This window comes from Kushneria indalinina DSM 14324 (assembly GCF_003385845.1).
GTDB lineage: Bacteria > Pseudomonadota > Gammaproteobacteria > Pseudomonadales > Halomonadaceae > Kushneria > Kushneria indalinina.
Genome location: NZ_QRDJ01000006.1, coordinates 172,503 through 197,386 on the forward strand (window position 1 = coordinate 172,503; position 24,884 = coordinate 197,386).

The window sequence follows — 24,884 nt, forward strand, 5'->3', positions numbered from 1 at the left end:
ATGACAGACCACCTTTTTGGTTTAAAATACTGGATAAGCATACAGTTTAATGACGTGTCAGCGTCAGGCTGACCCGACAGGAGGGCCAACATGGCACAAGATGATAATCGCTCCAAGGCGCTTAATGCAGCGCTATCCCAGATTGAGCGTCAGTTCGGCAAGGGTGCCGTCATGCGGATGGGCGATACGCCCCGCGTAGCCCTTCCCGCCGTCTCTACCGGCTCGCTCGGACTGGATATTGCCCTTGGCATCGGCGGCCTGCCCTATGGGCGTATCGTCGAGATTTTCGGGCCCGAAGCCTCGGGTAAAACCACCATTACCCTGTCCGTCATCGCGCAGGCACAAAAGCAGGGCAAGACCTGTGCCTTCATCGATGCAGAGCACGCGCTGGACCCCGCTTACGCCGAAAAGCTGGGCGTCAATCTTGATGACATGCTGGTGTCCCAGCCCGATACCGGTGAGCAGGCGCTCGAGATCTGCGACATGCTGGTACGTTCCGGCGGTGTGGACGTTATCGTGGTCGACTCGGTCGCCGCGCTGACACCGCGCGCCGAGATTGAAGGCGAAATGGGTGACTCCCACGTCGGTCTTCAGGCACGTCTCATGTCGCAGGCGCTGCGCAAGGTGACCGGACACATCAAGAATGCCAACTGCATGGTGATGTTCGTCAACCAGATCCGCATGAAGATCGGTGTCATGTTCGGTAATCCCGAAACGACCACCGGCGGCAACGCGCTCAAGTTCTATTCGAGCGTGCGTCTGGACATTCGTCGTACGGGCTCGGTCAAGCAGGGCGATGAGGCCGTGGGCAACGAAACCCGCGTCAAGGTCGTCAAGAACAAGGTGGCGCCGCCGTTTCGTCAGGCCGAGTTCCAGATCATGTACGGCAAGGGCATCTACCATGCCGGTGAAGTGGTCGATCTCGGCGTTCAGTGCAGCCTGGTCAACAAGGCCGGTGCCTGGTACAGCTACAAGGGCAACAAGATCGGGCAGGGCAAGGCCAATGCCGCCCAGTATCTTGAAGACAACCCCGAGGTCATGCAGGAGATCGAGGACGCCATTCGCGCCCAGCTTCTGACGACTCCGAAAGCGCAGGAAGAAGAAAAGTCAGCTGATGCAGAGGCTGAAGCCGAAGCACCGGCAGATGCCAGGGACGACGAGCTGCTGTAGGCCGCTATTGTCCGAAGTGGTATTTTTTAAGGGGGCACGCTCAATGGAGCGTGCCCCTTTTGCTTTAATGCATGAGACAGACAGACAGGGAGGGCGGTGATGTCACAGAGAACGCCTTATGAAGAGGCCATCGCACTGCTGGCCCGGCGTGAATATACCCGCAGCGAGCTCGAGGAGCGCCTGCTGCGTCACGAGCATGCCCCCGAGGAGGTCACGGCACTGCTGGACCGTCTGGCTGCAGACGGCTTTCAGTCTGATGCACGGTTCGTTGAGCATTTCGTGCGCTCGCGCATTGCGCGCCTGCAGGGGCCGCGCAAGATCAGCGCCGAACTGGCGGGTCGCGGTATCGAGCGCGAGATGATTGCGCAGGCACTGGAAGAGAGTGAGGCTGACTGGACATCGCTTGCCGCCGAGGCGCTCGAGCGCCGCTTTGACGGGCCCGGAGACGACATGAAGGCGCGTGCCAAACGCCAGCGCTTTCTGGCCTCAAGAGGGTTTGACGGCCAGCAGTGCAGCAGCGCCCTGCGACAGGCCTGGCCCTCATGACAACCCGACTTGGCATGTCACGCCCGGCATGAGGCAGAATGGAGCGCATGCGGAGTGTCGCACCGAGGCTCGACATACTGATACATTAAGCCGCCAAAATTCGTCTCACTGTGCGCATGAGCCTTATCGCATGAACTACAGGCGAGACCGAAAGATCATGAGGGTCGCACCTCGAGGCGCATGTTGACGACAGGTGATGGCCCTTCGGGCATCATCCGATGCATCACTCGTGGCCTCATTTAAAAGACCTGACCCACCGTTTACGGGAAGCCCATGAAAAGCGCCGACATACGACAAGCATTTCTGAATTTTTTTGAACAGCACGGCCATACCCAGGTGCCTTCCAGTTCTCTGGTGCCTGACAACGACCCCACGCTGCTTTTCACCAATGCCGGTATGGTGCCTTTCAAGGACGTCTTTCTGGGACGTGATCCCAGACCCTATGTGCGGGCAACGTCAGCCCAGCGCTGCGTCAGGGCCGGCGGCAAGCACAATGATCTGGACAACGTCGGTTATACCGCGCGCCATCACACCCTGTTCGAAATGCTGGGCAACTTCAGTTTTGGCGACTACTTCAAGCGCGACGCCATCCATTACGCCTGGCAGTTTCTGACCGTCAACCTGGGGCTGCCTGCCGAAAAGCTCTGGGTCACGGTGCATGTCAGCGACGATGAAGCCGCCGATATCTGGCTCAACGATGTGGGCGTCAGCAGCGAACGCTTCTCAAGACTTGATGAAGACAACTTCTGGCAGATGGGCGAGACCGGCCCGTGCGGGCCGAGTTCGGAGATCTTCTTCGACCACGGTCCGGAGGTGTTTGGTGGCCCGCCGGGAAGCCCGGATGAGGACGGCGACCGCTACATCGAGATCTGGAACCTGGTCTTCATGCAGTATGACCGCGACGCCCAGGGCACCATGACGCCGCTGCCCAGTCCCTCCATCGATACCGGCATGGGGCTTGAACGCATCGCTGCGGTCATGCAGGGCGTGCACTCCAACTACGAGATCGATCTTTTCAAACGCCTGCTGGCCTCTGCCGCCGAAATTACCGGCCAGAACGATATCCACCAGCCGTCGCTGCGTGTCATTGCCGATCACATCCGCTCGTGTGCGTTTTTGATCGTCGATGGTGTCATGCCCTCCAATGAGGGGCGTGGCTATGTGCTGCGTCGCATTATTCGTCGCGCCGTACGTCACGGCCACAAGCTGGGCGTGCGTGAGTCATTTTTCCATCGCCTGGTTGCGGCCCTCGATGAGGAAATGGGCGAGGCCTACCCCGAACTGCACGCGCGTCGTGAGCAGATCGAAAAAGTGCTGCTGAAAGAGGAAGAGCAGTTCGCCCGGACGCTGGATAACGGCATGCGCCTGCTCGAAGAGGCGCTGGCCAATCTCGACTCGAACGAGCTGGACGGCGAGACCATCTTCAAGCTGTATGACACCTACGGCTTCCCCTACGATTTGACCGCCGACATTGCCCGCGAGCGCGATATCGCTCTCGATGAGGCCGGCTTTCAGCGCGAGCTCGAGGCCCAGCGTGAGCGCGCCCGCGCCGCCAGTCAGTTTGGTGCCCGGCTTGAAGCGGATATCGATCTGGAGGGTGCGACCGAATTTGTCGGGCGTGACCGTCTAGCGGGCTCGGCGCAGGTGCTGATGCTGCTCAATGATCAGGGGGAACAGGTCGAGCAGCTCGAAGCCGGCCAGAGCGGCGCCGTGGTGCTGGACGAGACGCCCTTTTACGCCGAGTCCGGCGGCCAGATCGGCGATCGCGGCACCCTGACGCTACCGGGCGTCGTGTTCAACGTGCGCGATACCCAAAAGCGCGGTCAGCACTTTGTGCATCTGGGGGAGGTGAGTGACGGCGTCATGCCGGCGCAGGCCGCGGTAGAGGCCCACGTTGAGGTGCCAGCGCGTCATGCCATCATGCGTAACCACTCGGCCACGCACCTGCTGCATGAGGCGCTGCGACGCGTACTGGGTACGCATGTCCAGCAGAAGGGCTCACAGGTGGGCGATGAGCGGCTACGCTTTGACTTCAGCCACAACGAGGCCGTGACGCCGGACGAGCTCGAGCGGGTCGAGGCGATGGTCAATGATGAGGTCATGGCCAACACGCCGGTGACCACACAACTGATGACGCTGGATGAGGCGCGAAAGCTCGGTGCTCAGGCCCTGTTTGAGGCCAAGTATGGTGAAAGTGTGCGCGTGTTGACCATGGGCAGCGATGATTTCTCCATCGAGCTCTGCGGCGGTACCCACGTCATGCGCACCGGCGACATCGGTCCGGTTCGGCTGGTCAGCGAAACCGGCGTTGCGGCAGGGGTGCGTCGCATCGAGGCCATCTCCGGACACACGGCGCTGCGCTGGTTTCGTGATCAGCAGTCATTGGTCACGCGCCTGGCCGATCAGGTGCGCGCGCGTCCCGATCAGCTCGAGGCGCGTGTGGGCACGCTTTTGGAGCGCAATCGTGAGCTCGAGCGAGAGCTTGAGCGCAACCGCGCCAAACTGGCCAGCCAGGCCGGCAACGACCTGCTGGACGCCGCCGAAGAGATTGGTGGTGTGCGTGTGCTGACCCGTCAGCTCGAGGGTGTCAGCGCGAAGGAGCTGCGTGGCGTCATGGATCAGATGAAAAATAGGCTCGGTTCCGGCGTGATCGTTCTGGCAGTGGCCGGTGATGACAAGGTCAATCTGATTGCCGGCGTCACGAAGGATCTTGTGGATCAGCTCAGCGCCGGCAGTCTCGTCAGTGCCATTGCCCCTCTGGTGGGCGGTCGCGGTGGCGGTCGCGCCGACATGGCGCAGGCCGGCGGTAGCGACGTCAGTGGCGTGGACAGTGCCTTGCAGGCAGCGCGTCAGTGGGTATCCAAAACACTTGAGAAGTGATGGTCCAATACATCAACTAAAGGGACATCTATGGCGCTTTATGTACAAAAATTCGGCGGCACCTCGGTAGGCAGCGTCGAGCGCATCAAGGCGGTGGCCGAGAAGGTCAAGGGATTTCGCGACCAGGGCCACCAGATCGTGGTGGTGGTCTCGGCCATGAGCGGCGAAACCAATCGCCTGATCGAAATGGCCTCGCAGATCAACGAAGAGCCCACGCCGCGTGAAATGGACATGCTGGTCTCGACCGGCGAGCAGGTGACGATTTCGCTGCTGGCCATGGCGCTTCATCAGCTGGGCGTGAAGGCGACGTCCTATACCGGTGCCCAGATAGGCATTCGCACGGACAGTGCCCATACCCGCGCCCGTATCCAGCGTATCGAGACTGACGACCTGCGCGCCGATCTCGACGAAGGTCAGGTCGTGGTCGTGGCAGGTTTCCAGGGCGTTGACAGTGAGGGCAACATTACCACGCTGGGTCGTGGCGGCTCCGACACGACCGGGGTGGCACTGGCTGCCGCGCTCAAGGCCGATGAATGCCAGATCTATACCGATGTCGATGGCGTCTACACCACCGACCCGCGCGTATGCGACAAGGCGCGCCGACTGGAAAGCATTACGGTCGAGGAAATGCTGGAAATGGCCAGTCTGGGCTCCAAGGTGCTTCAGATTCGTGCCGTGGAGTTTGCCGGCAAGTACAACGTCCCGTTGCGCGTCCTGTCCTCTTTCGAGGAGGGCCCGGGAACCCTGATTACTGCAGATGAAGAGATTTCCAACATGGAAGAGCCGCTGATCTCGGGTATCGCCTTTAACAACAACGAAGCCAAGCTGACCGTGGTGAGCACACCCGATGTGCCGGGCGTGGCCTCGCGCATTCTGGGGCCGATTTCCGATGCCAACATCGAAGTCGACATGATTGTGCAAAACGTGGCACCCACGGGCGGCTACACTGATTTCACCTTTACGGTGGCGAAAAGCGATTTTCGCCAGACTCAGCGCATCCTGCAGGAGCAGGTGATCCCCTCACTGGGCGGGGGAGAAGTGCGCGGTGACGACAAGATCGCCAAGGTCTCGCTGGTCGGTGTGGGCATGCGTTCGCATGCAGGTGTTGCCACCCGGATGTTCAGGGTGCTGGCTGATGAGGGTATCAATATCCGCATGGTGTCGACTTCAGAGATCAAGATATCTGTCGTTATAGACGAAAAGTTCCTTGAGCTTGCCGTACGTGCACTGCATACCGCCTTTGGCCTTGACAGGGCCGATGTGAGCGAAGAGCACTAAAAATCGCGGTAATCCCGGGTAACAGGGTGGTGCTTGCGGGGCTTTCTGCCACACTGAACCAGTAATCGTGCACCGTAAAAGATGAGCAGCGGGATAACACAGGTTGGATCATGGTTCGGCTTGTCGCATAATGCCCCGCTTAATTCAATCCGGTGCACGATCTATATGAATATATGTATAGGGAAGCAGCAATGAAAAGGAGGTCGCAATGCTCATCCTGACTCGCCGCGTGGGTGAGACACTCATGGTCGGCGATGAAATTACCGTGACCGTGCTCGGCGTCAAGGGCAATCAGGTCCGCCTGGGTGTTAATGCACCCAAAAATGTCTCCGTGCATCGTGAAGAGATTTACCAGCGTATCCAGCATGAAAAGGATGACAACGACAGCGACAAGGGGCCTGTCTGAACAACGTCTGTCCGCGCGGATATCCAGCCGAATATATTGAATCATAAGATTTTTTGACTTGGGGCTGGACAGGGAAGGTTAAACTCGGTAATATGCGCGCCGTACCGATCGAGGAGAGATGGCCGAGTGGCTGAAGGCGCTCCCCTGCTAAGGGAGTATAGGGTTTATAGCCCTATCGAGGGTTCGAATCCCTCTCTCTCCGCCATTATCGGTATCGAATGTTGAAAGCCCGCTCTGACAGGCGAACACGACATTCAATCTGCAGTACTTTTGTTGCGCCCGTAGCTCAGCTGGATAGAGTACCTGACTACGAATCAGGTGGTCGGAGGTTCGAATCCTCCCGGGCGCGCCATCAGCTTCAGATGTTTCAACTGTTTTATCTGCGCCCGTAGCTCAGCTGGATAGAGTACCTGACTACGAATCAGGTGGTCGGAGGTTCGAATCCTCCCGGGCGCGCCAGATTTCAAAGCCCTGTCCGAAAGGACAGGGCTTTTCTGTGTTCTACCCTTTGAAATCCTGCGTCATGACCAGGCCGGCGTGACCGGCGCTGATCTTCAACACGTGTCGTTTTCGATGCGATCAGTCCGGTATGACCGCCGAGGTCTCCGGCAGCGGTGTCTCTTGTTGCAACGCCATCATGAAGTCCTCCAGCGCCGTAATACGCCGAAGTCGCTGGAAATGCTCACCGGCCTCACTGTCGTGTTGACGCATGATGTTGAGCCACTGCTTCAAAAGCGAGACCACGACCTTCGAGGGCAGGGCAGGGTCGATACGCTGAGCATAAGCGGCCAGAAAGGCGCTGCGGTCCTGCCAGCGCGTTGCCGGCAGGCGCTCCCCCGTTTGCTGCCAGTGACGAATGCGTCTGGCCAGCCATGGGTCGGCCAGCGCTGCCCGCCCCAGCATGACGTCCTGACAGCCGCTGACCTCACGCGCGCGCCAGTACTCTTCCAGCGTCCAGATGTCGCCGTTGACCACCACAGGTACGCCCGCCTGTTCGCGAATGCGAGCCACCCATTCCCAGTGCGCGGGGGGACGATACCCCTCGCGACGCGTGCGGGCATGCACCACCAGACGCTGAGCGCCGCCGTCCTCGGCGGCGCGGGCGCACTCAAGGGCCAGTGTCTTGTCCTCAAAGCCCAGCCGCAGTTTGGCCGTCACCGGTACACCGGTCCCTTCAAGCGCCTCATGAACCCCCTGTACGGCTCGGTACACGCGTTCGGGGGAGCGTAACAGCGCCGCACCCCCGTCATGGCGGTTGACCGTCTTCGCCGGACAGCCAAAGTTCATGTCGATCACCGGGGCACCCAGTGCCGCGGCGACCCGGGCGTTCTCACCCAGCTTGTCGGGCTGTGAGCCCAAAAGCTGAAGATGAACCGGTGTGCCGCCGGGTGTCTGGCTGTCGCGATCCAGCTCCGGGCAGATGCGCTGAAAGACCCTGGGCGGCAGACGGGCATCCGTGATGCGCACGAACTCGGTCACGCTCCAGTCAAAGCCGCCCGGTGCGGTCAGAAGCTCACGCGTGAGCGCATCGATGACGCCTTCCATGGGCGCGAGGCCGATCAGGCCGGCTCGAGAAGTGTCGGCCGTGGCGGTAGCAGGGGGCATGGCTGGCATGGCAGGAGGTCCGCGATAGTCGTGACTGGCGCCGCCATCATAGGCATGTTGGTCGCAATGACAAGCACCGCGCATCCTTTCAGAAGGTCCAAAGCTCTGCAGGCCGTGACAGCATGGCCGCAGAGCGCGCCTCGGGAAGGGGCCCTAGAGCACGGCAATGGCCGAGTCGGTACGTGGCTCGGTGCCGCCGCACAACACGCCGGTGCCCGGGTCACGAAGGATGATCTGACCGCGGCCGAAGCCTGTCGAATCAAAGGCGTAGTCGATCTCGTGACCGCGCAGCGCCATTTCGCGCAGCAAATGAACCGGATAGCCGTGCTCCACGCTGATCCGGCGCCCGCCGGTCCACTGCCAGCGCGGGGCGTCCAGCGCCGCCTGCGGATTGAGGCCGAAATCGAGCAGGTTCATCACCACCTGCATGTGCCCCTGAGGCTGCATGAAGCCGCCCATCACCCCAAAGGGGCCCAGGGCCTGGCCGTCCCGGGTCAAAAAGCCGGGGATGATGGTATGAAAGGTCTTCTTGCCGGGCGCGACCACGTTGACGTGATCGACCTCCAGGCTGAAGCCATGCCCGCGGTTGTGCAGGGCGATACCGGTGTCCGGCACCACCACGCCCGAGCCGAAGTTGTGATAGTTGCTCTGAATGAACGAGACCATATTGCCGTCACCGTCGGCCGTGGCCAGATAGACCGTGCCGCCGGCATGAGGCGCGCCCGGGCTCGGATCCATGGCGGTCTCGGTGATCTCGTTGCGGCGGCTGTCGGCGTAGCGCGCACTCAACAGATTCTCGATACAGGTGGTCATGTGCTCGGCGTGGGTCACGAAGGCGTGACCATCGGCGTAGGCCAGCTTGATCGCCTCGCACTGACGGTGCAGCACGCTCAGGTCGTCCCGGCTGTGCAGATCATCAAAGCCTTCCATGATGTTGAGCCCCATCAGCGCCACGATGCCCTGACCGTTGGGCGGAATCTCCCACACGTCCACGCCGCGGTAGGTCACGCTGATCGGGTCCACCCACTCGATTTGATGCGCCGCCAGATCGGTCGCGCGTAGATAGCCGCCGGTGGCGCGCGAAAAGGCATCGATCTTCTCGGCCAGTTCGCCACGATAGAAGCTTTCGCAGCGCGTTTGTGCCAGTGATTCAAGCGTTTCGGCGTGACGTTCGCTTTTAAACATGTCGCCGGGCTGCGGGGCGTGGCCCTCGGGCGTGAACAGCGCAAACCACTCCTGCGTGGCAGCGTCGGTAAATACCGGGCGAAAGCACTTGTCGGCGCGCTGCCACTGCTCGCTGATCGCGGGTGAGACCGGAAAGCCTTCACGGGCCAGCCGAATCGCCGGGGCCAGCAGTGCCTCGAAGGGCAGTTTGCCAAAGCGCTCGGACAGCGCCGCCCAGGCCGACGGCGTGCCGGGGACCGTGACCGGTGTCCAGCCATACAGCGGCATCTGCTCGTGACCGGCATCAAGCACGGCGTCGCGGGTCAGCGCGCCCGGGGCGACGCCGCTGGCGTTGAGACCGTGCAGCTGACCACTTCCGTCCTCATCCTGCATCCACACCAGCGCGAAGGCATCCCCACCGATGCCGTTGCCGGTAGGCTCGACCACGGTCAGCGCCGCGGCGGTGGCAATGGCGGCGTCCACGGCATTGCCGCCCCGGGAGAGAATATCGCGCCCGACCTGGGCGGCCTGAGGCTGGGAAGCGGCGACCATGCCGTTGCGGGCATAGGTGGCGCTGCGACAGGAGGGGTAGGGGTTTTGATGCGAAAAGGTGTGATGCATGAAGACGCCCTTTGGGGATTGTTGTCGGTCAAACGGCAAGCCTTGCGGTATTTCCCTGTCAGTCGCGCTCAGGCCGGTGCCGGCGGATCATCGTGACAGACCAGTCGTCCCTTGAGGCGGGAATGGAGGCCCTCGATGTCGGGGGTGCGATCCATCGGCCAGGCAAGGCCGAGCGTGACACCCTCGGCATCATGCAGCGCCTGGTCGATGGGCGCCTCGTTGAGCTCGGCCCAGCGGCGCAGCTCGTGTTCCAGCGCAAAATCCGTGGTCAGCCACAGCGCTCGGCGGGTGACGTATTCCTGCGTGGGCAGGGTCTCGAGGGCCTGCAGCAACGATTTCGAATAGGCCCGTACCAGTCCGCCGGTCCCCAGTTTGGTGCCGCCAAAGTAGCGGATAATGACGGCGCTGATCTGCCCGAGGCCGCTGCCTTCGAGCACCTGATACATGGGCCGACCGGCCGTGCCGCCGGGCTCGCCATCATCGGAAAAGCCAATGGCGTTTTGCTCACCCGGCGGACCGGCGATAAAGGCCGAACAGTGGTGCGAGGCATCGGGGTGATCCAGGCGTGCCTGATCGATCAGCTGCTGGGCCTGCTCGGGGGTTGCGGCATGGGCCACGCGAGCGGTGAAACGGCTCTTTTGTACCTCAAGGCTCTCTTCATGCCAGGGTGCGCGGGCGAGGTCGGGAATGGGGTAGCGCATGTCAGGTGGCATTAATGGGCGTGTTGGCCGGGCGACGGGCCACACCCATCACCAGCCCCAGCACCTGAATGTCATCGTTTTTCAGATAGATCGGCGCCATGGTGTTGTTGGCCGGCTGCAAACGCACGCCCGACTTGTCGATGTAGACCTTTTTGAGCGTGACTTCCTGATTGTTGATCAGCACCACCGCCGTCTCACCATTTTCAGCGGATTCGAGCTTTTCGATAATGATGATATCGCCATCATGAATGTTGCAGTCGATCATCGAATCGCCGCGTACCCGCAGCGCATAGGTGTTGCGACGCACCATGCGCGAGGGAATGCGCACCGTCTCATCGTCGGCACAGGCCTCCATCGGCATCCCGGCCGAGACGGTCCCCAGCAGGGGTACGTCTACCAGTTCGCTGGCGTCGATCTCCTCCCAGGCATCCTCAACCAGCGGAATGTTGGGCATGCGGTGCAAAAAGCGTGGCTCGGTATGGGCTGACATAAGGCAACTCCCTGCAGGGGTATCCGATGGGCTGACACATGACCGGCGACACGGGATGCGTCGTCGCAAGGATAGCGTGACACGAACGTCACCCTGAAGGGGATGCGTGCAAACGGTGTCACGAGCAAGGCTACCAGGGTAACCGAAACCCTTGGGTGGCGGTAGTCGTTGACATGGAGAAAGCGCGTCAATCGTAGTAGAGTGGCGCGCTTTGCCGCGGCGCTGTTCGGTGCCTGCGACGCCTGCGACGCCTGCGTGTCGCCGCCCGGCGCCCGCCGATTGACCTGTTCCCGGAGCTGTCCACTGGAATGCGCCTGACATCGATCAAACTGGTCGGCTTCAAATCCTTTGTCGACCCGGTGACGGTCCCCTTTGATACCGACATGACGGCCATCGTTGGGCCCAACGGCTGTGGCAAGTCCAATGTCATCGATGCCGTGCGCTGGGTGATGGGCGAATCGTCGGCCAAATACCTGCGCGGCGAATCGATGGCCGATGTCATCTTTAACGGCTCGACCGGACGCAAGCCGGTCGGTCAGGCCTCGATCGAGCTCACCTTTGACAATCGCGAAGGCAAGCTGGGCGGGGCCTGGTCACAGTACGCCGAAATCGCCGTGCGCCGTCTGGTCACCCGCGATGGTCAGTCCCAGTACTTCTTCAACGGCCAGAAATGCCGCCGCCGCGATATCGCCGATCTCTTTTTGGGTACCGGGCTGGGCCCGCGCTCCTACGCCATCATCGGCCAGGGCATGATCTCGCGGCTGGTCGAGGCGCGCCCGGAGGAGCTGCGCGCCACCCTGGAAGAGGCCGCCGGCATCTCGCGCTACAAGGAGCGGCGCCGCGAAACCGAAAATCGCATGCGTCGCACCACCGAAAACCTCGAGCGACTCGACGATCTGCGCGAGGAGCTCGACAAGCAGCTCGAGCGACTCAAGCGCCAGGCCGAGGCCGCCCGACGTTACCGCGAGCTGAAAGGGCGCGAGCATCGCCTCAAGGGCGAGCTGGCCCTGATTCGCGCCCGCGCCCTTCGTGAGCAGCAGCGCACGCGCGAGACCCGGGTCCGCGAGCTTGAAAACAGCGTCGAGCGCAACGTGCTCGGCATGCGCGAAAGCGAGAATCGCCTCGAACACTCCCGCAGCCAGCATGACGCGCTGGCAGAGACGCTGGATGCGCGCCAGCGCGCCTTCTATGACACCGGCGCGGCCATCGCGCGTCTGGAGCAGCAGCTTGAAAGTGCCCGGGCCCGTGAGCAGCAAAGCGAGGCCGACATTGCCGCCATCGATCGTGACCTGACCGATCTTGCTCGTCTGGCCGGGGAAGACGAGGTTCGCTATCAGAAAATCACCACCCGCCTTGAAGCATTGGCCCCCGAGCTGGACGCCGCGCGTGAGGCTTACGAGATGGCCGAGGCCGGGCTTGAAGAGGCAACCGAGCGCGAGCAGGCCGCACTGGAAGCCTGGGAGGCCTTCAACGAGCAGCACCAGCAGGCCACTCGCAGCGCCGAGCGCGCCCAGAGCGAGGTGCAGCGTCTCGAGGGCGTGATCAACGATCTCAATGCGCGCATTGCTCAGCGTCAGAAGCAGCGCGACGAACTGCCCGAGCAGGCAGCGCTCACTGAAGCGCGCGAGATGGCGGCCGAGCAGCTGGCGGAAATGGATCTCGAGATCGAGGCGGATGAGGCGCGACGGCTTGAACTGAGACACGCCCTGGATGACGTGGAGGCCCGGCTTCAGACGCTGGGCACCTCACGCGATGACCACCATGCCCGGCGCAGTGCCCTGCAGGGGGAGCGCGCCTCGCTTGAAGCCCTGATTCGCGCCGCGCTGGACAGCGGCGATGAGGCCCTTGATGCCCATCTGGACGCGCATGATCTTGCCGGCGCGCCACAGCTTGCTGAGCGCCTCCAGGTCGACAGCGGCTGGGAGGCGGCGGTCGATGCAGTGCTGAAGCCCTGGCTGGCGGCCCGTACCACCGATATGGTCCGCGCGCAGGCGGCGGTGCAAACCCTGGCAGGGGGCGCGCTGACGCTGGTCGACGACACTCTGTCGGCCTCTCCGGTGCCGGCGGGCTCGCTGGCGGCCCGAGTTACCGGTGCCGAGGCGCTGGGCGAAGTGCTGGGGCAGGTCAAAACGGCCGAGGATGATGACAGCGCCTGGCAAGCGCGTGAGCATCTGACGTTCGGGGAGAGCGTGATTGCGCCTTCCGGGCTCTGGCTGGGCCGCCACTGGGCGCATCGCAAAATCGATGATGACCAGACCGGCAGTGTCGTGGCCAATCGCCAGCGTCGCGATCGCATCGATGCCGAGCTTGCCGAGCTGGACGAGCAGATGGCCTTTGATGAGGCGCAGATCGAGCAGCTTCGCAGCCAGCGCAGCCGGGACAGTGAGGCGCTGGAGGCGCTCTACGCGCATCAGCGCGAGCAGCAGCAAAGGCGTCAGCAGCAGGCGCTGGAAGCCTCACAGCTGGGCACCCGGCTTGAGCATCTGCGCAGTCGTGACAGCGAGCTGGAAGAAGAGCTTGCGGGCCTGCGTGAGCAGCTCGAGGAGCAGCGTCTCAATCATGAGCAGGCACGCGAGCAGTGCGACCAGGCGCTGGACGCCCTTGAGGGCAATGACGCCCAGCGTCAGCAGCTGGAGCGACAGCGCCGTGAATCCCGCGAGGCGCGCGAGGCCGTTAACGCCCGTCTGGCGCCGTCGCGTGAGGCCATCAATACCCTGGAGCTTGAACGTCAGCGATTGAGCACGGAGCTTCAGGGCATCGAGGGTCAGCGTGCCCGCGCCGGGGATCAGCGCGCGCGTCTTGAGGAAAAGCGCGAGATGCTGCGAGCGCAGCGTGAAGAGGCGCTCGAGCCGCTTGAAACGCTGCGCGAATCGCTTGATGAGTCCCTGCATCAGCGCACGTGTGAGGAGCAGCTGCTCAACGAGTGTCGTGATGAGGCCAGTGCCATCGGCAATACCATGCGAGAGCTCGAGCAGAAGCGTCAGGAGCACGAGCGCGAGCTGGAGACGCTGCGTGAGCAGCTGGAAGCCGAGCGCATGGATGTTCAGGCGCTGCGCCTCAAGGCCGAAGCCCAGGAGCAGCAGATCACGGAGCTGGGCCACGACAGTGCGGCCCTGGAAGAGGGGCTGGCCGCCGGTGCCGGTGAGCAGGTGTGGCAGGACGAGCTCGAATCGGTCAGCGACAAGATTCGTCGTCTGGGGGCGATCAACCTGGCCGCCATCGAAGAATATGAGCAGCAGCTTGAGCGGCGGGACTATCTTCAGGGTCAGCATGATGAGCTGACCGAGGCGCTGGATACCCTCAGTCAGGCGATCAAAAAGATCGATCAGGAGACGCGCACGCGCTTTCGTCAGGTCTTTGAAGAGGTCAACGAACGTCTGGGTGAGCTCTTTCCCCGCGTGTTTGGCGGCGGGGCCGCCTGGCTGACCATGACCGGCGAGGACCTGCTGGAAACCGGGGTGGCCATCATGGCCACACCGCCGGGCAAGAAAAACAGCACCATTCATCTGCTCTCGGGCGGAGAAAAGACGCTGACGGCGTTGTCTCTGGTATTTGCGATCTTCCAGCTCAATCCGGCACCCTTTTGCATGCTCGATGAGGTGGATGCCCCGCTGGATGATGCCAACGTGGGCCGCTATGCAAAACTCGTGCGTGAGATGTCACAAAACGTGCAGTTTATCTACATTACACACAACAAGATTGCCATGGAGGCAGCAGACCGCCTGATGGGCGTCACCATGCAGGAGCCGGGCGTGTCGCGTCTGGTATCGGTGGGCGTGGAAGAGGCCGCCGAACTTGCACAGGCGTGACATCACGGGCGAACGCTTCCGGGATCCTGAATGCCGGGACCTGGCCGCGGGGAGTTTCGCAGGGATATAATCGAAGGGCGATTGCGCAATATGGCTTGTTAACGTCATATTGCTGTCATCGGACGACAACTTTCACACCGTGAAGGACATTCGTCCATTTATTCGAAAGGCGATCGCGCCATGTCCGGGTTTGGCATGGTGCCAACAACAGGCATGATTACATGGAATTGAGAGAGTGGCTCATTATCCTGGGGCTGGTTCTCGTCGCCATTATTCTGGTGGACGGTATACGGCGCCTGCAGCGCCAGCGGCGTGGCCTGCGCATGGATCTTTCACGCGATATCGATCGCAGCGCACCGGCACGCGATCAGGAAGATATCGAGCGTGAAGAGCGCATGAACTGGGAGCTGCCCAACGGCGGCGCCCGCGTGATCTCCCCGGAGGAGCACGAGTTCGATGATCGTTTCGATGAGCCCGTCATGGCGCCACGGGAGCGGGATATCGATCGTGCTCATGACGACGATGACCTTGATGATGAGCGCGATATGCCGGCCTACCGGGCTCGCGAGCCTCGTCCCGCGTCGCGTGAATTTGATGACCCCTCGGATCATGAGTACGAGGATGACGACGTGATGGACGAGCCGCCGCGTCGTCGCGATGAGTTTGCCCGTCGCCTGAAGTCGGTCTTTCCGTTCGGCGAAGGCAAGCGTGAGCCGCGCCAGGAGGCGCGTCCGACCGAGACACGTCGCGACAAGGCCCCGTCGATGTCCGAGCGCCCGGCCTATCGCGATGATGAGCTGGATGACGAGGATCCCCTCTTTGCCCGCAGTGAGCGACGCGACCCGCCGCCGGCAGAGTTCGGGTTCGACCGTGACGAGGAGGTCGCGCCGCGTTATGAGCGTGAGCCCGAATCTGAAGAGGTCGCGCCCTCGCGCGAGCAGTTTGACAGCGACCGCTGGGCGTCACGCCATCCGGTACTCGAGCGCGCGGCGCGCGGCATGATCGAAGGCGAATCGGCGCGCACGGCGCTCGCCGATGCCGAAGAGATCGTGGTCATCAGCGTCATGTCCCGCGATGAGGACGGCTTCCACGGCCCCGACCTGCTTCAGCTGGTACTGGCCTGCGGACTGCGACTGGACGACCGCGGTGTCTTCCACCGCTTTGAAACCGAGTCCAGCGAGAGCCCGCTGCAGTTTTCGATGGTCAACGTCGTCAAGCCCGGCACCTTTGACCTGGAGGTCATGGAAGAGGACGCCACGCCCGGGGTGACCTTTTTGATGCCGATGCCCAGCGCCGAATCCTCGCGCGAGGCGTTTGAAGCCATGTTTGAAACGGCCATGGTGCTGGTGCGCAATCTGGGCGGTGAGCTCAAGGACGAAAACCACAGCGTCATGACGGCCCAGACCGTCGAGTTCGCCCGTCAGCGCGTGCATGAGTTCGAGCGTCGCTGGCGGCTGCACCGTCATCAGGTGCAGTGAGGGCGTCACGGCTAGGTGTACGTGTCATGGGGGGCCTTCGGGCCCCCCGATCATTTCAGGGATGTCGCATGTCAGGGCCCTGTCGATGTTGAGGCATGCTGACCCATGTTGCTGTCGCCGGGCGTCACGCCCGATGACCCTGTCAAACGGAACAAATCACTGCCATGTGTGCAAAAAAAAGCGCTGACCCGGTTATTGATGAGATCAGTACCCTTCGTGCGCAGCTCGAGGAAGCCAACTACCGCTACTATGTCGAGGATGCGCCGAGCATTCCTGACGCCGAATACGACCGCATGCTGCGGCGGCTGCAGGAGATCGAGGCCGAGCATCCGGATCAGGTAACGGCGGATTCGCCCACGCAGCGTGTCGGTGCCCCGCCTGCCGAAGGCTTTCCCGAAGTGCGCCACGCCGTGGCCATGCTGTCACTGGATAACGCCTTTGACGAGCAGGAAGTCCGCGCCTTTGCCCGCCGGGTCGGCGAGCGGCTTGAAACCGACGAGCAGGCGATCACCTTTTGCTGCGAGCCCAAGCTGGATGGGCTGGCGGTGTCGCTGGTGTATGAAAACGGGCTGCTGGTGCAGGGCGCGACCCGGGGCGACGGCCGTACCGGCGAGGGCATTACCGCCAACCTGCGTACGCTCAGATCCATACCGCTCAGGCTGCGGGGCGATCACCTGCCGGCCCTTCTTGAAGTGCGCGGCGAGGTCTACATGAGCCACTCCGGCTTTGAGAAACTCAATGACGAGGCGCGTACCCGAGGCAGCAAGGTGTTTGCCAACCCGCGCAACGCCGCCGCCGGCAGCCTGCGCCAGCTCGACCCCAACATTGCCGCGGCCCGGCCGCTGGAGTTCTGCGCCTATCAGGTCGCCCGCATTGATGACGAGTGGCTCAAGCCCAGCCACTCGGCGTTGATGCAGCAGCTTCGTGACATGGGATTTCGCACCAGCCCCGAGATCGATGTGGTCACGGGCGCCGATGGGCTGGTCGATTTCTGCGACAGGATGGGCCGCCGCCGCGAGCGGCTTGATTACGACATCGACGGTGCCGTGCTCAAGGTCGATGACCTGCGCGCCCAGCGCGAGCTCGGCTTTGTCTCGCGCGCGCCGCGCTGGGCGATGGCCTTCAAGTTCCCCGCCCAGGAGCAGACAACGATCATCCGCGATGTCACCTTCCAGGTCGGTCGTACCGGTCGCCTGACGCCGGTCGCACGTCTGGAGCCCGTACAGGTGGCCGGCGTGATGGTCTCCAACGCCACGCTGCACAACATGGACGAGATCGAGCGACTCGATGCCCGCATTGGCGACACCGTGGTCATTCGCCGGGCGGGGGACGTCATTCCACAGATTGTCAGCGTGGTGATGGATGCCCGCCCCGAGGAGGTTCACGCCATCGAGATGCCCGAGCAGTGCCCGGTCTGTGGCTCGCGCGTGGAGCGCATCGGTGACGAAGTCGATGCGCGCTGTTCGGGCGGACTTTTCTGCCCGGCCCAGCGCAAGGAAGCGCTGAAGCACTTCGCCAGCCGCCGGGCGCTGGATATCGACGGGCTGGGCACCAAGCTGATCGACGCGCTGGTCGAGCGCGAATGGGTGACAACGCCTGCGGACCTGTTTCGTCTCGAGGCCGAAAGACTTGCCGAGCTGCCGCGCATGGCGCAGAAATCGGCCGACAACCTCGTGGCCTCGCTTGAGCGCTCACGGCACACCACGCTGCCGCGCTTTATCTATGCGCTGGGCATCACCGAAGTCGGCGAAGCGACCGCCAATGCGCTGGTGCTGCACTTTGGCGAGCTGCAGCGGATCATGGACGCCTCTCGTGAGGCGCTGGAAACGGTGGCCGACATTGGCCCGATCGTTGCCGGCCATATTCACAGCTTCTTTGCCGAGGCGCACAACCGCGAAACGATCGAGGATCTGATCCGGGTCGGGATCGACTGGGAAGAGGTCGAGGTTGGTGAGCGTGAGCAGCCGCTGGCCGGCCAGACCTGGGTACTCACCGGCACGCTCGAGGCGCTGACCCGCGATGAGGCGAAAGCGCGGCTGGTCGCGCTGGGTGCGAAAGTCAGCGGTAGCGTGTCGAAGAAAACCCATGCTGTGGTGGCTGGCGAGGCGGCCGGCAGCAAGCTTGAAAAGGCCCGTCAGCTGGGGGTCGAGGTCATGGACGAGCAGACACTTCTGAACTTTCTGGGCCAGCATGAAAGTGCCCCTTCATCGGAGAAAGCCCCATGAGCAGTGGACGATTTATAGAAGTACCCTCGCGCATGCTGCCCGCCGACACCCTTGAGCGGCTGCTGGCCGAGTTCGTCACCCGGCAGGGGTATGACACCACCGATACCGGTGAGGGCGAACGTGGCTGGATCGGCGAGGTGCGCGCCCAGCTCGAGCGCGGCGAGCTTTTGATCGTGCATGATCTGCAGACCGAGCTGACCGAGGTCATGACGCTGGAGCAGTGGCGCGCCTTTGGCCGTCAGGTCGCCGATGACGAGGAAGAGGGCGATTAACGTCCTCGGGAAACGTCAGGGATAAAAAAACGCCGCCCTATAGGGCGGCGTTTTTATTGCGGCGCAGGTGCCTTGTCAGGTAAAGAGCAGCGGCACCAGAATGCTGGAGACCAGCAGGATCAGCGCCCCGCCCAGGCGTGACGAGATCTGGGCAAAGGGCATCAGCTGCATGCGGTTGGCCGCCGACAGCACCGCCACATCGCCGGTGCCGCCCATGTTGGCCATGCAAAGCCCGGCCGTGATGGCGGATTCGATCGGATAGAAGCCCACCAGACGACCTACCAGACCCGCACCAAAGGCGGCGCCGGCGACCACGGCAAGGACGATCAGGACATAGGTGATGGAGATGGCATCAATGACCTGGCCCAGGTCGGTATAGGCGATACCAATGCCGAACAGCAGGGCAAAGGTCCAGTTTCTGGCCACAAAGCGGAACCACTGTGCCGCCGAATCGTTGATGTTTTCCGGCAGCAGGCCGCTAATCTTGACCAGCGCGACCAGAATGATCATCAGCGCGTAGGGGTGCAGCGGAATAAAGGTACCCAGAATCTCGCCGGCGACATAAAAGCTCAGGGCCGCCACGACGCCGATGCCCAGCTTGCCAAGCTCCGGCGTGGTCTCGCTTTCATTGATTTCCACACCCGGCATCATCTGGCCGTTGCCGGTCAGTGACGGGACGCGCTTGCCCAGCCCGTTGAGCAGCCCGGCAATGATGATGGCAAAGACGTTGCCCAGCGCCAGGGCCGGCACCAGAATCGAGATGTAGTAGCTGGCCGGCTGGCCCAGCAGCTGTTCATAGATCTGACTCAGCGGCACGGCGCCGGCACCCATGCCGCCGCCCATGATGGGCAGGGTGATCACGACCACGGCGTCCTGCGGCGAAAAGCCCAGCAGCAGGCCCACGCCCATGGCAAAGAGCGCTGCAAAGAGCACCGAACACAACAGCGGCAGGGCGAAGCGCGTGCCGACCTTGACCAGTACTTTTGAGTCCATGCCCAGGATGCTGCCGGTGATCAGGGCTGCGATGTAGAAGTTGAGAAAGCCGCCGCCTTTCATGAAATCGGCAATATTGTCGCTAACGGTCTGGGGTAGCCAGCCCAGATAGACCAGCGTTGCCGCACCGAAGATGGCCAGAATGGCGCCACCGCCCAGATAGCTCTTGACGATCGGCAGACGGTCGCCGATGAACCCCAACAGCTCCCCTAGGACCATCATGGCTGCCAGAGCGCCGATCATGCCGGTCGGGAGCGCGTCCAGCATCATGGCGACGATCAGTATGGCCAGAACAACGGCGAACAGGGGCAGCGATAGGCCGAAAATACGCCAGGAGGCAACGGGCGTCGTAGAGGGGGTGTTGTCTGCCCTCGCAGTGTCAGGCTGTGACATGGCAATGACCTGTTGTGTGTAAATCAGGAAACGGATGGGATAACGGATGTGCTGTGTCAGGGCAGCATCGCGATGATATAGACAAGCCTCTGACAGACTGACGCGAGGATTACGGACGCGCCGCCTGTGACCAAGTTTTATGAATTAAAGAAAACTTTTTGAAACTAATGAAAATGCGGTGCAGTGTCGGCTCATAACGCGACGCGCCATGAAATAACACCAAGGTTTAATCGCCTTTGGTCGTAATTCCGGACAGGCAGTACAACGAGACACGTGCGCGTTCTGGCACAATCGTTCTGGCACAATAGAGCAGAGATGATCAACGCTGACCCAGATGCGACCCATAGGACATGCCCCGAACGTGAATGAACATCCCTGGCCGCGTAAATCGCCGGTTCGCCTCAATACACTGGCAGCCCTGCTGGCCTTCATCACCATCATGGCGTCACTGATCGTGGCCTATGGCGTGTTCAGTGATCAACTCTGGCGCAGTATCACGCGTGTTCAGCAGGAGCGTGTGGTCAATGTGGCCACCACCCTGTCCCGCAGCAGCGAGGTGATCGAGGCGTTGCGCAGCGACGAGCCTCCATCGCCGGATTCCGACATCGAGCAGCGCATGGAAGCACTGCGCGAACTGCTCAACGTCAATTTTATTGTCATCGTGGACCCGCAGAGCATTCGACTGACCCATCCCAATCGAGAATGGATCGGCCATCATTTTCGCGGTGGCGATGAAGGCCCGGCGCTGACCGGTGAGCACTATACCTCGGTGGCGGTGGGGACGCTGGGCACCAGCATTCGTGGGTTCGCGCCCGTACGCGATGACCATGGGGATATCCTTGGTGCCGTGTCGGTAGGCGTGACGCTCTCGCATCTGGCACCGCTGCGCGAGGCGTCGCACAAGCGATTGCTGTTTCTCTTTCTGGCGATTCTCGCGATCGGCGGGCTGGGTTCGGCGTGGCTGGCACGCACCATTCGCCGGCGCCTGATGGGCATGGAACCGGATGATATCGCCCGCCTGGTGGCCGAGCGGCGGGTCACGCTGGACGCCATCCATGAAGGGGTCATCGCCGTGGACGCCGAGGCCCGCGTGACGCTGATCAACCCCGCGGCGCGCGCGCTGCTGGGGGATGTCGAGACCAATGGGATTCAACAGGGGGAAACGCTCGAAGTGCTGTTGCCCGGCAGCGGCCAGCAACCGCTCAGCGACCGGGCGATGATCAACCGCCGCATGCATTTGGGCGGGCGCGCCTTTCTGGGCAACTATCAGCCGATGCTGGCTGACGGGCAGCTGGTGGGTGCGGTCATGACCTTTCGCGACAGCCACGAGATGCAGGCGCTGGCAGAAGAACTGACCGGCGTGCGGCGGTACGCCGAAGCCCTGCGCGCCACCACGCATGAGTTCAAGAACAAGCTGCATGTCATTCTGGGGTTGGCCCAGCTCGAGGATCTGCCGGCGCTGCGACAGTATCTGCGCGAGCTGGTGGACTACCGCCACGCCGTGTCGGAATCGATTGTCGAGCGCGTGCGCGAGCCGGTGCTGGCAGGGTTTCTGATCGGCAAGCAGAGCGAGGCTCGTGAGAAGGGCATCACGTTAAGCGTTGAGGCCGAAACCCCCATCCCCCAGGCCAGTGACGGCGCCACGGTGCATGCGCTGGTCAGCATCATCGGCAATCTGCTGGAGAATGCCTTTGAGGCGCTCGATGCGCACGATGATCCCAGAGTCGCCATTCACATGGCACTGGAGTCACGCACGCTGTCGCTGCAGATTCAGGACAACGGCGCCGGTATTGCGCCCGAGCGCCAGGCACAAATATTTGAGCACGGGGTCTCCAGTAAGGGCGAGCGCCGCGGTCTGGGCCTTTTTCTGGTTCAGGAACAGATCGACGCCGTTGAAGGGAGTCTGTCGCTTTATTCCTCGCCCGGGCACGGCACGCTGATCGAGGTCAGCTACCCCTACCATCCTGCCAATGGTGCCTCGCACGCTGACGCGGCGAGCGGGCGAACACGTCAATGATCGAACACACCGGCCCGTCGGGCAGGTTCATCAGGTTCAAGAGCAGCCACGCATGAGAGTACTGATCGTAGAAGATGACCCGATGGTCATGAAACTCAATGTCGACTACCTCACAAGGGTCGGCGAGATGCAGCTGGCGGGGCGCTGCAGTGATGTGACCACCGCGCTGGTGGTGCTGGAGCGCGAGAGCGTTGATGTGGTGCTGCTGGATGTCTATCTGGGCAAGCGCAGCGGTCTGGAGATCGCCGGCTGGCTGCGCGAGCGCGATATCGACACCGACATCATCCTGATCACGGCCGCCTCGGAAACCGAGACCGTTCGCGAGGCCCGTCGGCTGGGCGTCAACGACTTTCTGGTCAAGCCGTTCGAGTTCAAGCGGTTTCGCGAGGCACTCGAGACCTGCCGGCAGCGACGCGAGGCGCTGGATGTCCTGAGTGATCAGGTCGATCAGCAGACGCTGGATACGCTGTTTCGTGCCGACAGCAATGCCCCACGGCGCCTTAACGGCCTGCCCAAGGGATTGACCGCCCATAGTCTGGCGCAGGTCTGTGAGGCCATTCTGGCGCTGTCTCAGGACGAGTTTTCCACCGAAGGGCTGGCCGAGGTGGCCGGCATGTCGCGGGTGTCGATCCGCAAGTACCTCAAGTATCTGGCCAACCTGGGGCTGCTCACCGAGTCCTTTGCCTATGGCCAGGTCGGCCGCCCTTCGTTTTCCTACCGCTGTCTGGACCGGGAGGCGCTTGAGCGCATCGTCAGCTAGTCAGCCGGCATCTCGCGACGAATGATGGCGCGAATCAGACGCCGCCCCGGATTGAGGTGATCCACCAGTGAATCGGGCAGCGGCAGGGGCTCCTCGCAGATGCGCGAGGCCAGCAGTTCGGCGACCAGCGGGGCGCTGACCAGTCCGCGCGAACCATGGGCAAGCGTCACCCACAGCCCCGACTGATAGCGACCCGGCACGTCCGGCACCCGCGTGGCATCAAAACCCAGGTTTGCGTACACCTCTTGCCACTGCGCCACCTGCGGCAGGCCCCCGGCGTAGGGAGACTTGTCGGGACTGGCGCAGCGAAGCCCGCTGCGCGAGGGCAGGGTCGGCGCGTCCTGCAGTGCCCGGGCCAGCTCGGGCAGAGTGCGCTCAAGTTCGCTCAGGTTGAAGGCGTCATCCTCGTCGCGCAGCGTCAGATCGCGATCGTTGGGCGAAAACGAGGCGCCCAGACTCTGCACACCCGCCCACGCCGGCGGGGCGTAGCCGCCGGCACAGACCACGCAGCGCGGCGACAGTGACTGTGCTGTCTCATCCAGCGAATAATGGCTGACCTGACCGCGCACGGCCTGCAGCGGCAGAAAGCCGGATGCCGACAGCCGGCTGGCCCCATCGGCGCAGGCCAGCACCACGTGATCGGCGCTCAGACGCTTACCATCACTGAGCGCCAGCACATGGCGCGCCCCGTCCTGATGGATCGCCTCAAGGGTCGCCTGGTGCTGCGTAATGCCGGGCGTTGCGGCCAGCTGCGCACAGAGCCGCTCCGGGCGCACCCAGCCGGCACCGGCATAATACAGGCCGTGGCGTACGCCCTCGGCCAGCGTCTGCCCGGCAAGCGTTTGCGCCTCTTCCCGGCTGACCCCTCGCACCATGCTCTCGGGCAACTGCCAGTGCTCGAGACAGCGCCGCTGGCGCTGGGCTTCCCGGTCGCTGGTGGCCAGCTGCAGCACACCGCTCGGGTGCCACAGCACGTGCTGCGGGTCGATCCGGTTCAGAAAGCGCTGCGTGTATTGCAGCGCGGCGAGATAGAAGCGGCTCTGGTTGTCGACCTCGGCCGCCGGGCGGATATAGAGCGCGCCCTGACGATTGCCCGAGGCGCCGCTGCCGGGCGGATTCGGGTCGATCAGCGTGACCCGCCGGCCGCGCCGCGCCAGCGCGTGGGCAACGCTGGCCCCGGCAATGCCGGCACCGATCACGGCGATGTGATCATCATGCCCGGCCGGGCGCGGTGCGGCATCAATATGCCAGGGCGTCAGGCGCCGCCGGGTCTGCTGACGTGGATGCATCGGCGGCGGTGTGGGCATGTGACCGCTGAGCATCTCGCGCTTGCGACCAAAGCCTGGCACCTTGCGGATCTCGAAGCCGGCCTGGCGCAGCCCGCGCTTGACGATCCCGGCACAGGTGAAGGTCGCAAACGTTGTCCCTTCACGACTGGCGCCGGCCAGCGCCGCAAAGAGTCTTTCCGACCACATGGCCGGGTTTTTGGACGGCGCAAAACCATCCAGAAACCAGGCGTCTACCCGGCCTTCCAGCTGTTCAAGGCTTTCAGCGGCGTCGCCAAAGTGAAGATCCAGCGTGATGCGCTCGTGCAGTACCACGCGATGAATGCCGTGCAGGGCCGGTGGCCACTGATCGATCAGCGTGCGGACCAGCGCGGCGACATCCTCGTGATGACTCAGGGCGCGCGCCAGGTCCTCGCGTGTGAACGGATGCTGCTCGGTGGAGACGATATGCAGCCGCGCCTCGGCGGGTGCCCGGGTCAGAAAGTCGTGGGCGGCACACAGCACGTTGAGCCCGCTGCCAAAGCCGGTCTCGCCGATCACAAAGGGACGGGCCTGATGCCAGTCGTGCCAGCGCTCGAGCAGATGGTTGCCGGCTAAAAAGACATGCTCGGTTTCGCGTCGGCCGTCTTCACGCGAGAAGTAGACATCACCGTAGTCGACGGCTTCAGGGGCGTTATCGTCGCGCCAATGAAGCCGGGCCGGCTGCAGGGCGAAGGGCGGCTGGTAGTGATTAGAGGACAAGGGACAATACCGGAGCGGCGTCTTGGGTGATCAAATTTTGAACGATTTC

Annotated in this window: 17 protein-coding genes and 3 tRNA genes; 14 read left to right on the forward strand and 6 right to left on the reverse strand. The window is 62.7% G+C overall.

Translation table 11 applies throughout. The annotated features are described in order from the left end of the window. Positions 1-90 precede the first annotated feature (90 nt). From recA to C8D72_RS00885, 8 genes are all read left to right on the forward strand, one after another. Positions 91-1,170, forward strand: coding sequence for a recombinase RecA (gene recA, locus C8D72_RS00850; RefSeq protein WP_115852538.1), 1,080 nt, complete (start codon positions 91-93; stop codon positions 1,168-1,170). 99 nt (positions 1,171-1,269) lie between these two features. Then, the gene (locus C8D72_RS00855) at positions 1,270-1,716 is read left to right on the forward strand and encodes a regulatory protein RecX (protein ID WP_115852539.1); all 447 of its coding nucleotides are present in this window, start codon (positions 1,270-1,272) and stop codon (positions 1,714-1,716) included. A 273-nt stretch (positions 1,717-1,989) separates the two neighbouring features. Next, on the forward strand, positions 1,990-4,596 hold the full coding sequence (gene alaS, locus C8D72_RS00860) for an alanine--tRNA ligase (protein WP_115852540.1): 2,607 nt from the start codon (positions 1,990-1,992) through the stop codon (positions 4,594-4,596). 30 nt (positions 4,597-4,626) lie between these two features. After that, positions 4,627-5,874, forward strand: coding sequence for an aspartate kinase (locus C8D72_RS00865; protein WP_115852541.1), 1,248 nt, complete (start codon positions 4,627-4,629; stop codon positions 5,872-5,874). 208 nt (positions 5,875-6,082) lie between these two features. Beyond that, the gene (gene csrA, locus C8D72_RS00870; protein WP_115852542.1) at positions 6,083-6,280 is read left to right on the forward strand and encodes a carbon storage regulator CsrA; all 198 of its coding nucleotides are present in this window, start codon (positions 6,083-6,085) and stop codon (positions 6,278-6,280) included. A 112-nt stretch (positions 6,281-6,392) separates the two neighbouring features. Further along, a tRNA-Ser gene (locus tag C8D72_RS00875) sits at positions 6,393-6,485 on the forward strand. A gap of 70 nt (positions 6,486-6,555) precedes the next feature. Further along, positions 6,556-6,632: transfer RNA gene (locus C8D72_RS00880), tRNA-Arg, on the forward strand. Positions 6,633-6,662: 30 nt separating this feature from the next. After that, positions 6,663-6,739, forward strand: a tRNA-Arg gene (locus tag C8D72_RS00885). Positions 6,740-6,859: 120 nt separating this feature from the next. Here C8D72_RS00885 and C8D72_RS00890 read toward each other — a convergent pair. From C8D72_RS00890 to C8D72_RS00905, 4 genes are all read right to left on the reverse strand, one after another. Beyond that, positions 6,860-7,885, reverse strand: coding sequence for a tRNA dihydrouridine synthase (locus C8D72_RS00890; RefSeq protein WP_245955171.1), 1,026 nt, complete (start codon positions 7,883-7,885; stop codon positions 6,860-6,862). A 153-nt stretch (positions 7,886-8,038) separates the two neighbouring features. Continuing rightward, entirely contained in the window at positions 8,039-9,670 is a 1,632-nt protein-coding gene (locus C8D72_RS00895) for a gamma-glutamyltransferase family protein (RefSeq protein WP_115852544.1), read from the reverse strand. A 68-nt stretch (positions 9,671-9,738) separates the two neighbouring features. Further along, a complete protein-coding gene (locus C8D72_RS00900) occupies positions 9,739-10,371 on the reverse strand; it encodes an IMPACT family protein (RefSeq protein WP_115852545.1) in 633 nt (210 codons plus the stop codon). A 1-nt stretch (position 10,372) separates the two neighbouring features. Then, positions 10,373-10,861, reverse strand: a complete 489-nt coding sequence (locus tag C8D72_RS00905) for a LexA family protein (RefSeq protein WP_115852546.1) — start codon at positions 10,859-10,861, stop codon at positions 10,373-10,375. A 308-nt stretch (positions 10,862-11,169) separates the two neighbouring features. Here C8D72_RS00905 and smc point away from each other — a divergent pair, with 308 nt between their 5' ends. The 4 genes from smc to C8D72_RS00925 all read left to right on the forward strand — a co-directional run bounded on the left by smc (position 11,170) and on the right by C8D72_RS00925 (position 18,645). Further along, positions 11,170-14,670, forward strand: a complete 3,501-nt coding sequence (gene smc, locus C8D72_RS00910; protein ID WP_115852547.1) for a chromosome segregation protein SMC — start codon at positions 11,170-11,172, stop codon at positions 14,668-14,670. 221 nt (positions 14,671-14,891) lie between these two features. Continuing rightward, a complete protein-coding gene (gene zipA / locus C8D72_RS00915) occupies positions 14,892-16,148 on the forward strand; it encodes a cell division protein ZipA (protein ID WP_115852548.1) in 1,257 nt (418 codons plus the stop codon). Between the two features lie 164 nt (positions 16,149-16,312). After that, on the forward strand, positions 16,313-18,373 hold the full coding sequence (gene ligA, locus C8D72_RS00920; RefSeq protein WP_115852549.1) for an NAD-dependent DNA ligase LigA: 2,061 nt from the start codon (positions 16,313-16,315) through the stop codon (positions 18,371-18,373). After that, positions 18,370-18,645: a YheU family protein gene (locus tag C8D72_RS00925; protein ID WP_115852550.1), complete on the forward strand. Its 276-nt coding sequence runs from the start codon at positions 18,370-18,372 to the stop codon at positions 18,643-18,645. Before ligA ends, C8D72_RS00925 begins: the two co-directional genes overlap by 4 nt. 75 nt (positions 18,646-18,720) lie before the next feature. Here C8D72_RS00925 and C8D72_RS00930 read toward each other — a convergent pair whose 3' ends face one another. Beyond that, on the reverse strand, positions 18,721-20,031 hold the full coding sequence (locus tag C8D72_RS00930; protein ID WP_115852551.1) for a 2-hydroxycarboxylate transporter family protein: 1,311 nt from the start codon (positions 20,029-20,031) through the stop codon (positions 18,721-18,723). 361 nt (positions 20,032-20,392) lie between these two features. On the opposite strand from C8D72_RS00930, the gene C8D72_RS00935 reads away from it, so the two are divergent. After that, positions 20,393-22,048, forward strand: coding sequence for an ATP-binding protein (locus C8D72_RS00935; RefSeq protein ID WP_245955103.1), 1,656 nt, complete (start codon positions 20,393-20,395; stop codon positions 22,046-22,048). Between the two features lie 52 nt (positions 22,049-22,100). Then, positions 22,101-22,808, forward strand: coding sequence for a response regulator (locus C8D72_RS00940; RefSeq protein ID WP_115852553.1), 708 nt, complete (start codon positions 22,101-22,103; stop codon positions 22,806-22,808). On the opposite strand, the gene mnmC is transcribed toward C8D72_RS00940, so the two are convergent. Then, positions 22,805-24,835, reverse strand: coding sequence for a bifunctional tRNA (5-methylaminomethyl-2-thiouridine)(34)-methyltransferase MnmC2/FAD-dependent 5-carboxymethylaminomethyl-2-thiouridine(34) oxidoreductase MnmC1 (gene mnmC / locus C8D72_RS00945; RefSeq protein WP_115852554.1), 2,031 nt, complete (start codon positions 24,833-24,835; stop codon positions 22,805-22,807). The two genes, C8D72_RS00940 and mnmC, sit on opposite strands and share 4 nt — an antisense overlap. Between the last annotated feature and the right edge of the window lie 49 nt (positions 24,836-24,884).

What these genes read in the sequence shown, in the direction of transcription:
- ligA (WP_115852549.1), top strand. Translation starts at nt 16,313, where the DNA reads ATGTGTGCAAAAAAAAGCGCTGACCCGGTTATTGATGAGATCAGTACC.
- zipA (WP_115852548.1), top strand. Translation starts at nt 14,892, where the DNA reads ATGGAATTGAGAGAGTGGCTCATTATCCTGGGGCTGGTTCTCGTCGCC.
- C8D72_RS00865 (WP_115852541.1), top strand. Translation starts at nt 4,627, where the DNA reads ATGGCGCTTTATGTACAAAAATTCGGCGGCACCTCGGTAGGCAGCGTC.
- C8D72_RS00855 (WP_115852539.1), top strand. Translation starts at nt 1,270, where the DNA reads ATGTCACAGAGAACGCCTTATGAAGAGGCCATCGCACTGCTGGCCCGG.
- csrA (WP_115852542.1), top strand. Translation starts at nt 6,083, where the DNA reads ATGCTCATCCTGACTCGCCGCGTGGGTGAGACACTCATGGTCGGCGAT.
- C8D72_RS00895 (WP_115852544.1), bottom strand. Translation starts at nt 9,670, where the DNA reads ATGCATCACACCTTTTCGCATCAAAACCCCTACCCCTCCTGTCGCAGC.
- C8D72_RS00940 (WP_115852553.1), top strand. Translation starts at nt 22,101, where the DNA reads ATGAGAGTACTGATCGTAGAAGATGACCCGATGGTCATGAAACTCAAT.
- smc (WP_115852547.1), top strand. Translation starts at nt 11,170, where the DNA reads ATGCGCCTGACATCGATCAAACTGGTCGGCTTCAAATCCTTTGTCGAC.
- C8D72_RS00930 (WP_115852551.1), bottom strand. Translation starts at nt 20,031, where the DNA reads ATGTCACAGCCTGACACTGCGAGGGCAGACAACACCCCCTCTACGACG.
- recA (WP_115852538.1), top strand. Translation starts at nt 91, where the DNA reads ATGGCACAAGATGATAATCGCTCCAAGGCGCTTAATGCAGCGCTATCC.
- C8D72_RS00905 (WP_115852546.1), bottom strand. Translation starts at nt 10,861, where the DNA reads ATGTCAGCCCATACCGAGCCACGCTTTTTGCACCGCATGCCCAACATT.
- alaS (WP_115852540.1), top strand. Translation starts at nt 1,990, where the DNA reads ATGAAAAGCGCCGACATACGACAAGCATTTCTGAATTTTTTTGAACAG.
- C8D72_RS00925 (WP_115852550.1), top strand. Translation starts at nt 18,370, where the DNA reads ATGAGCAGTGGACGATTTATAGAAGTACCCTCGCGCATGCTGCCCGCC.
- C8D72_RS00890 (WP_245955171.1), bottom strand. Translation starts at nt 7,885, where the DNA reads ATGCCCCCTGCTACCGCCACGGCCGACACTTCTCGAGCCGGCCTGATC.
- C8D72_RS00900 (WP_115852545.1), bottom strand. Translation starts at nt 10,371, where the DNA reads ATGCGCTACCCCATTCCCGACCTCGCCCGCGCACCCTGGCATGAAGAG.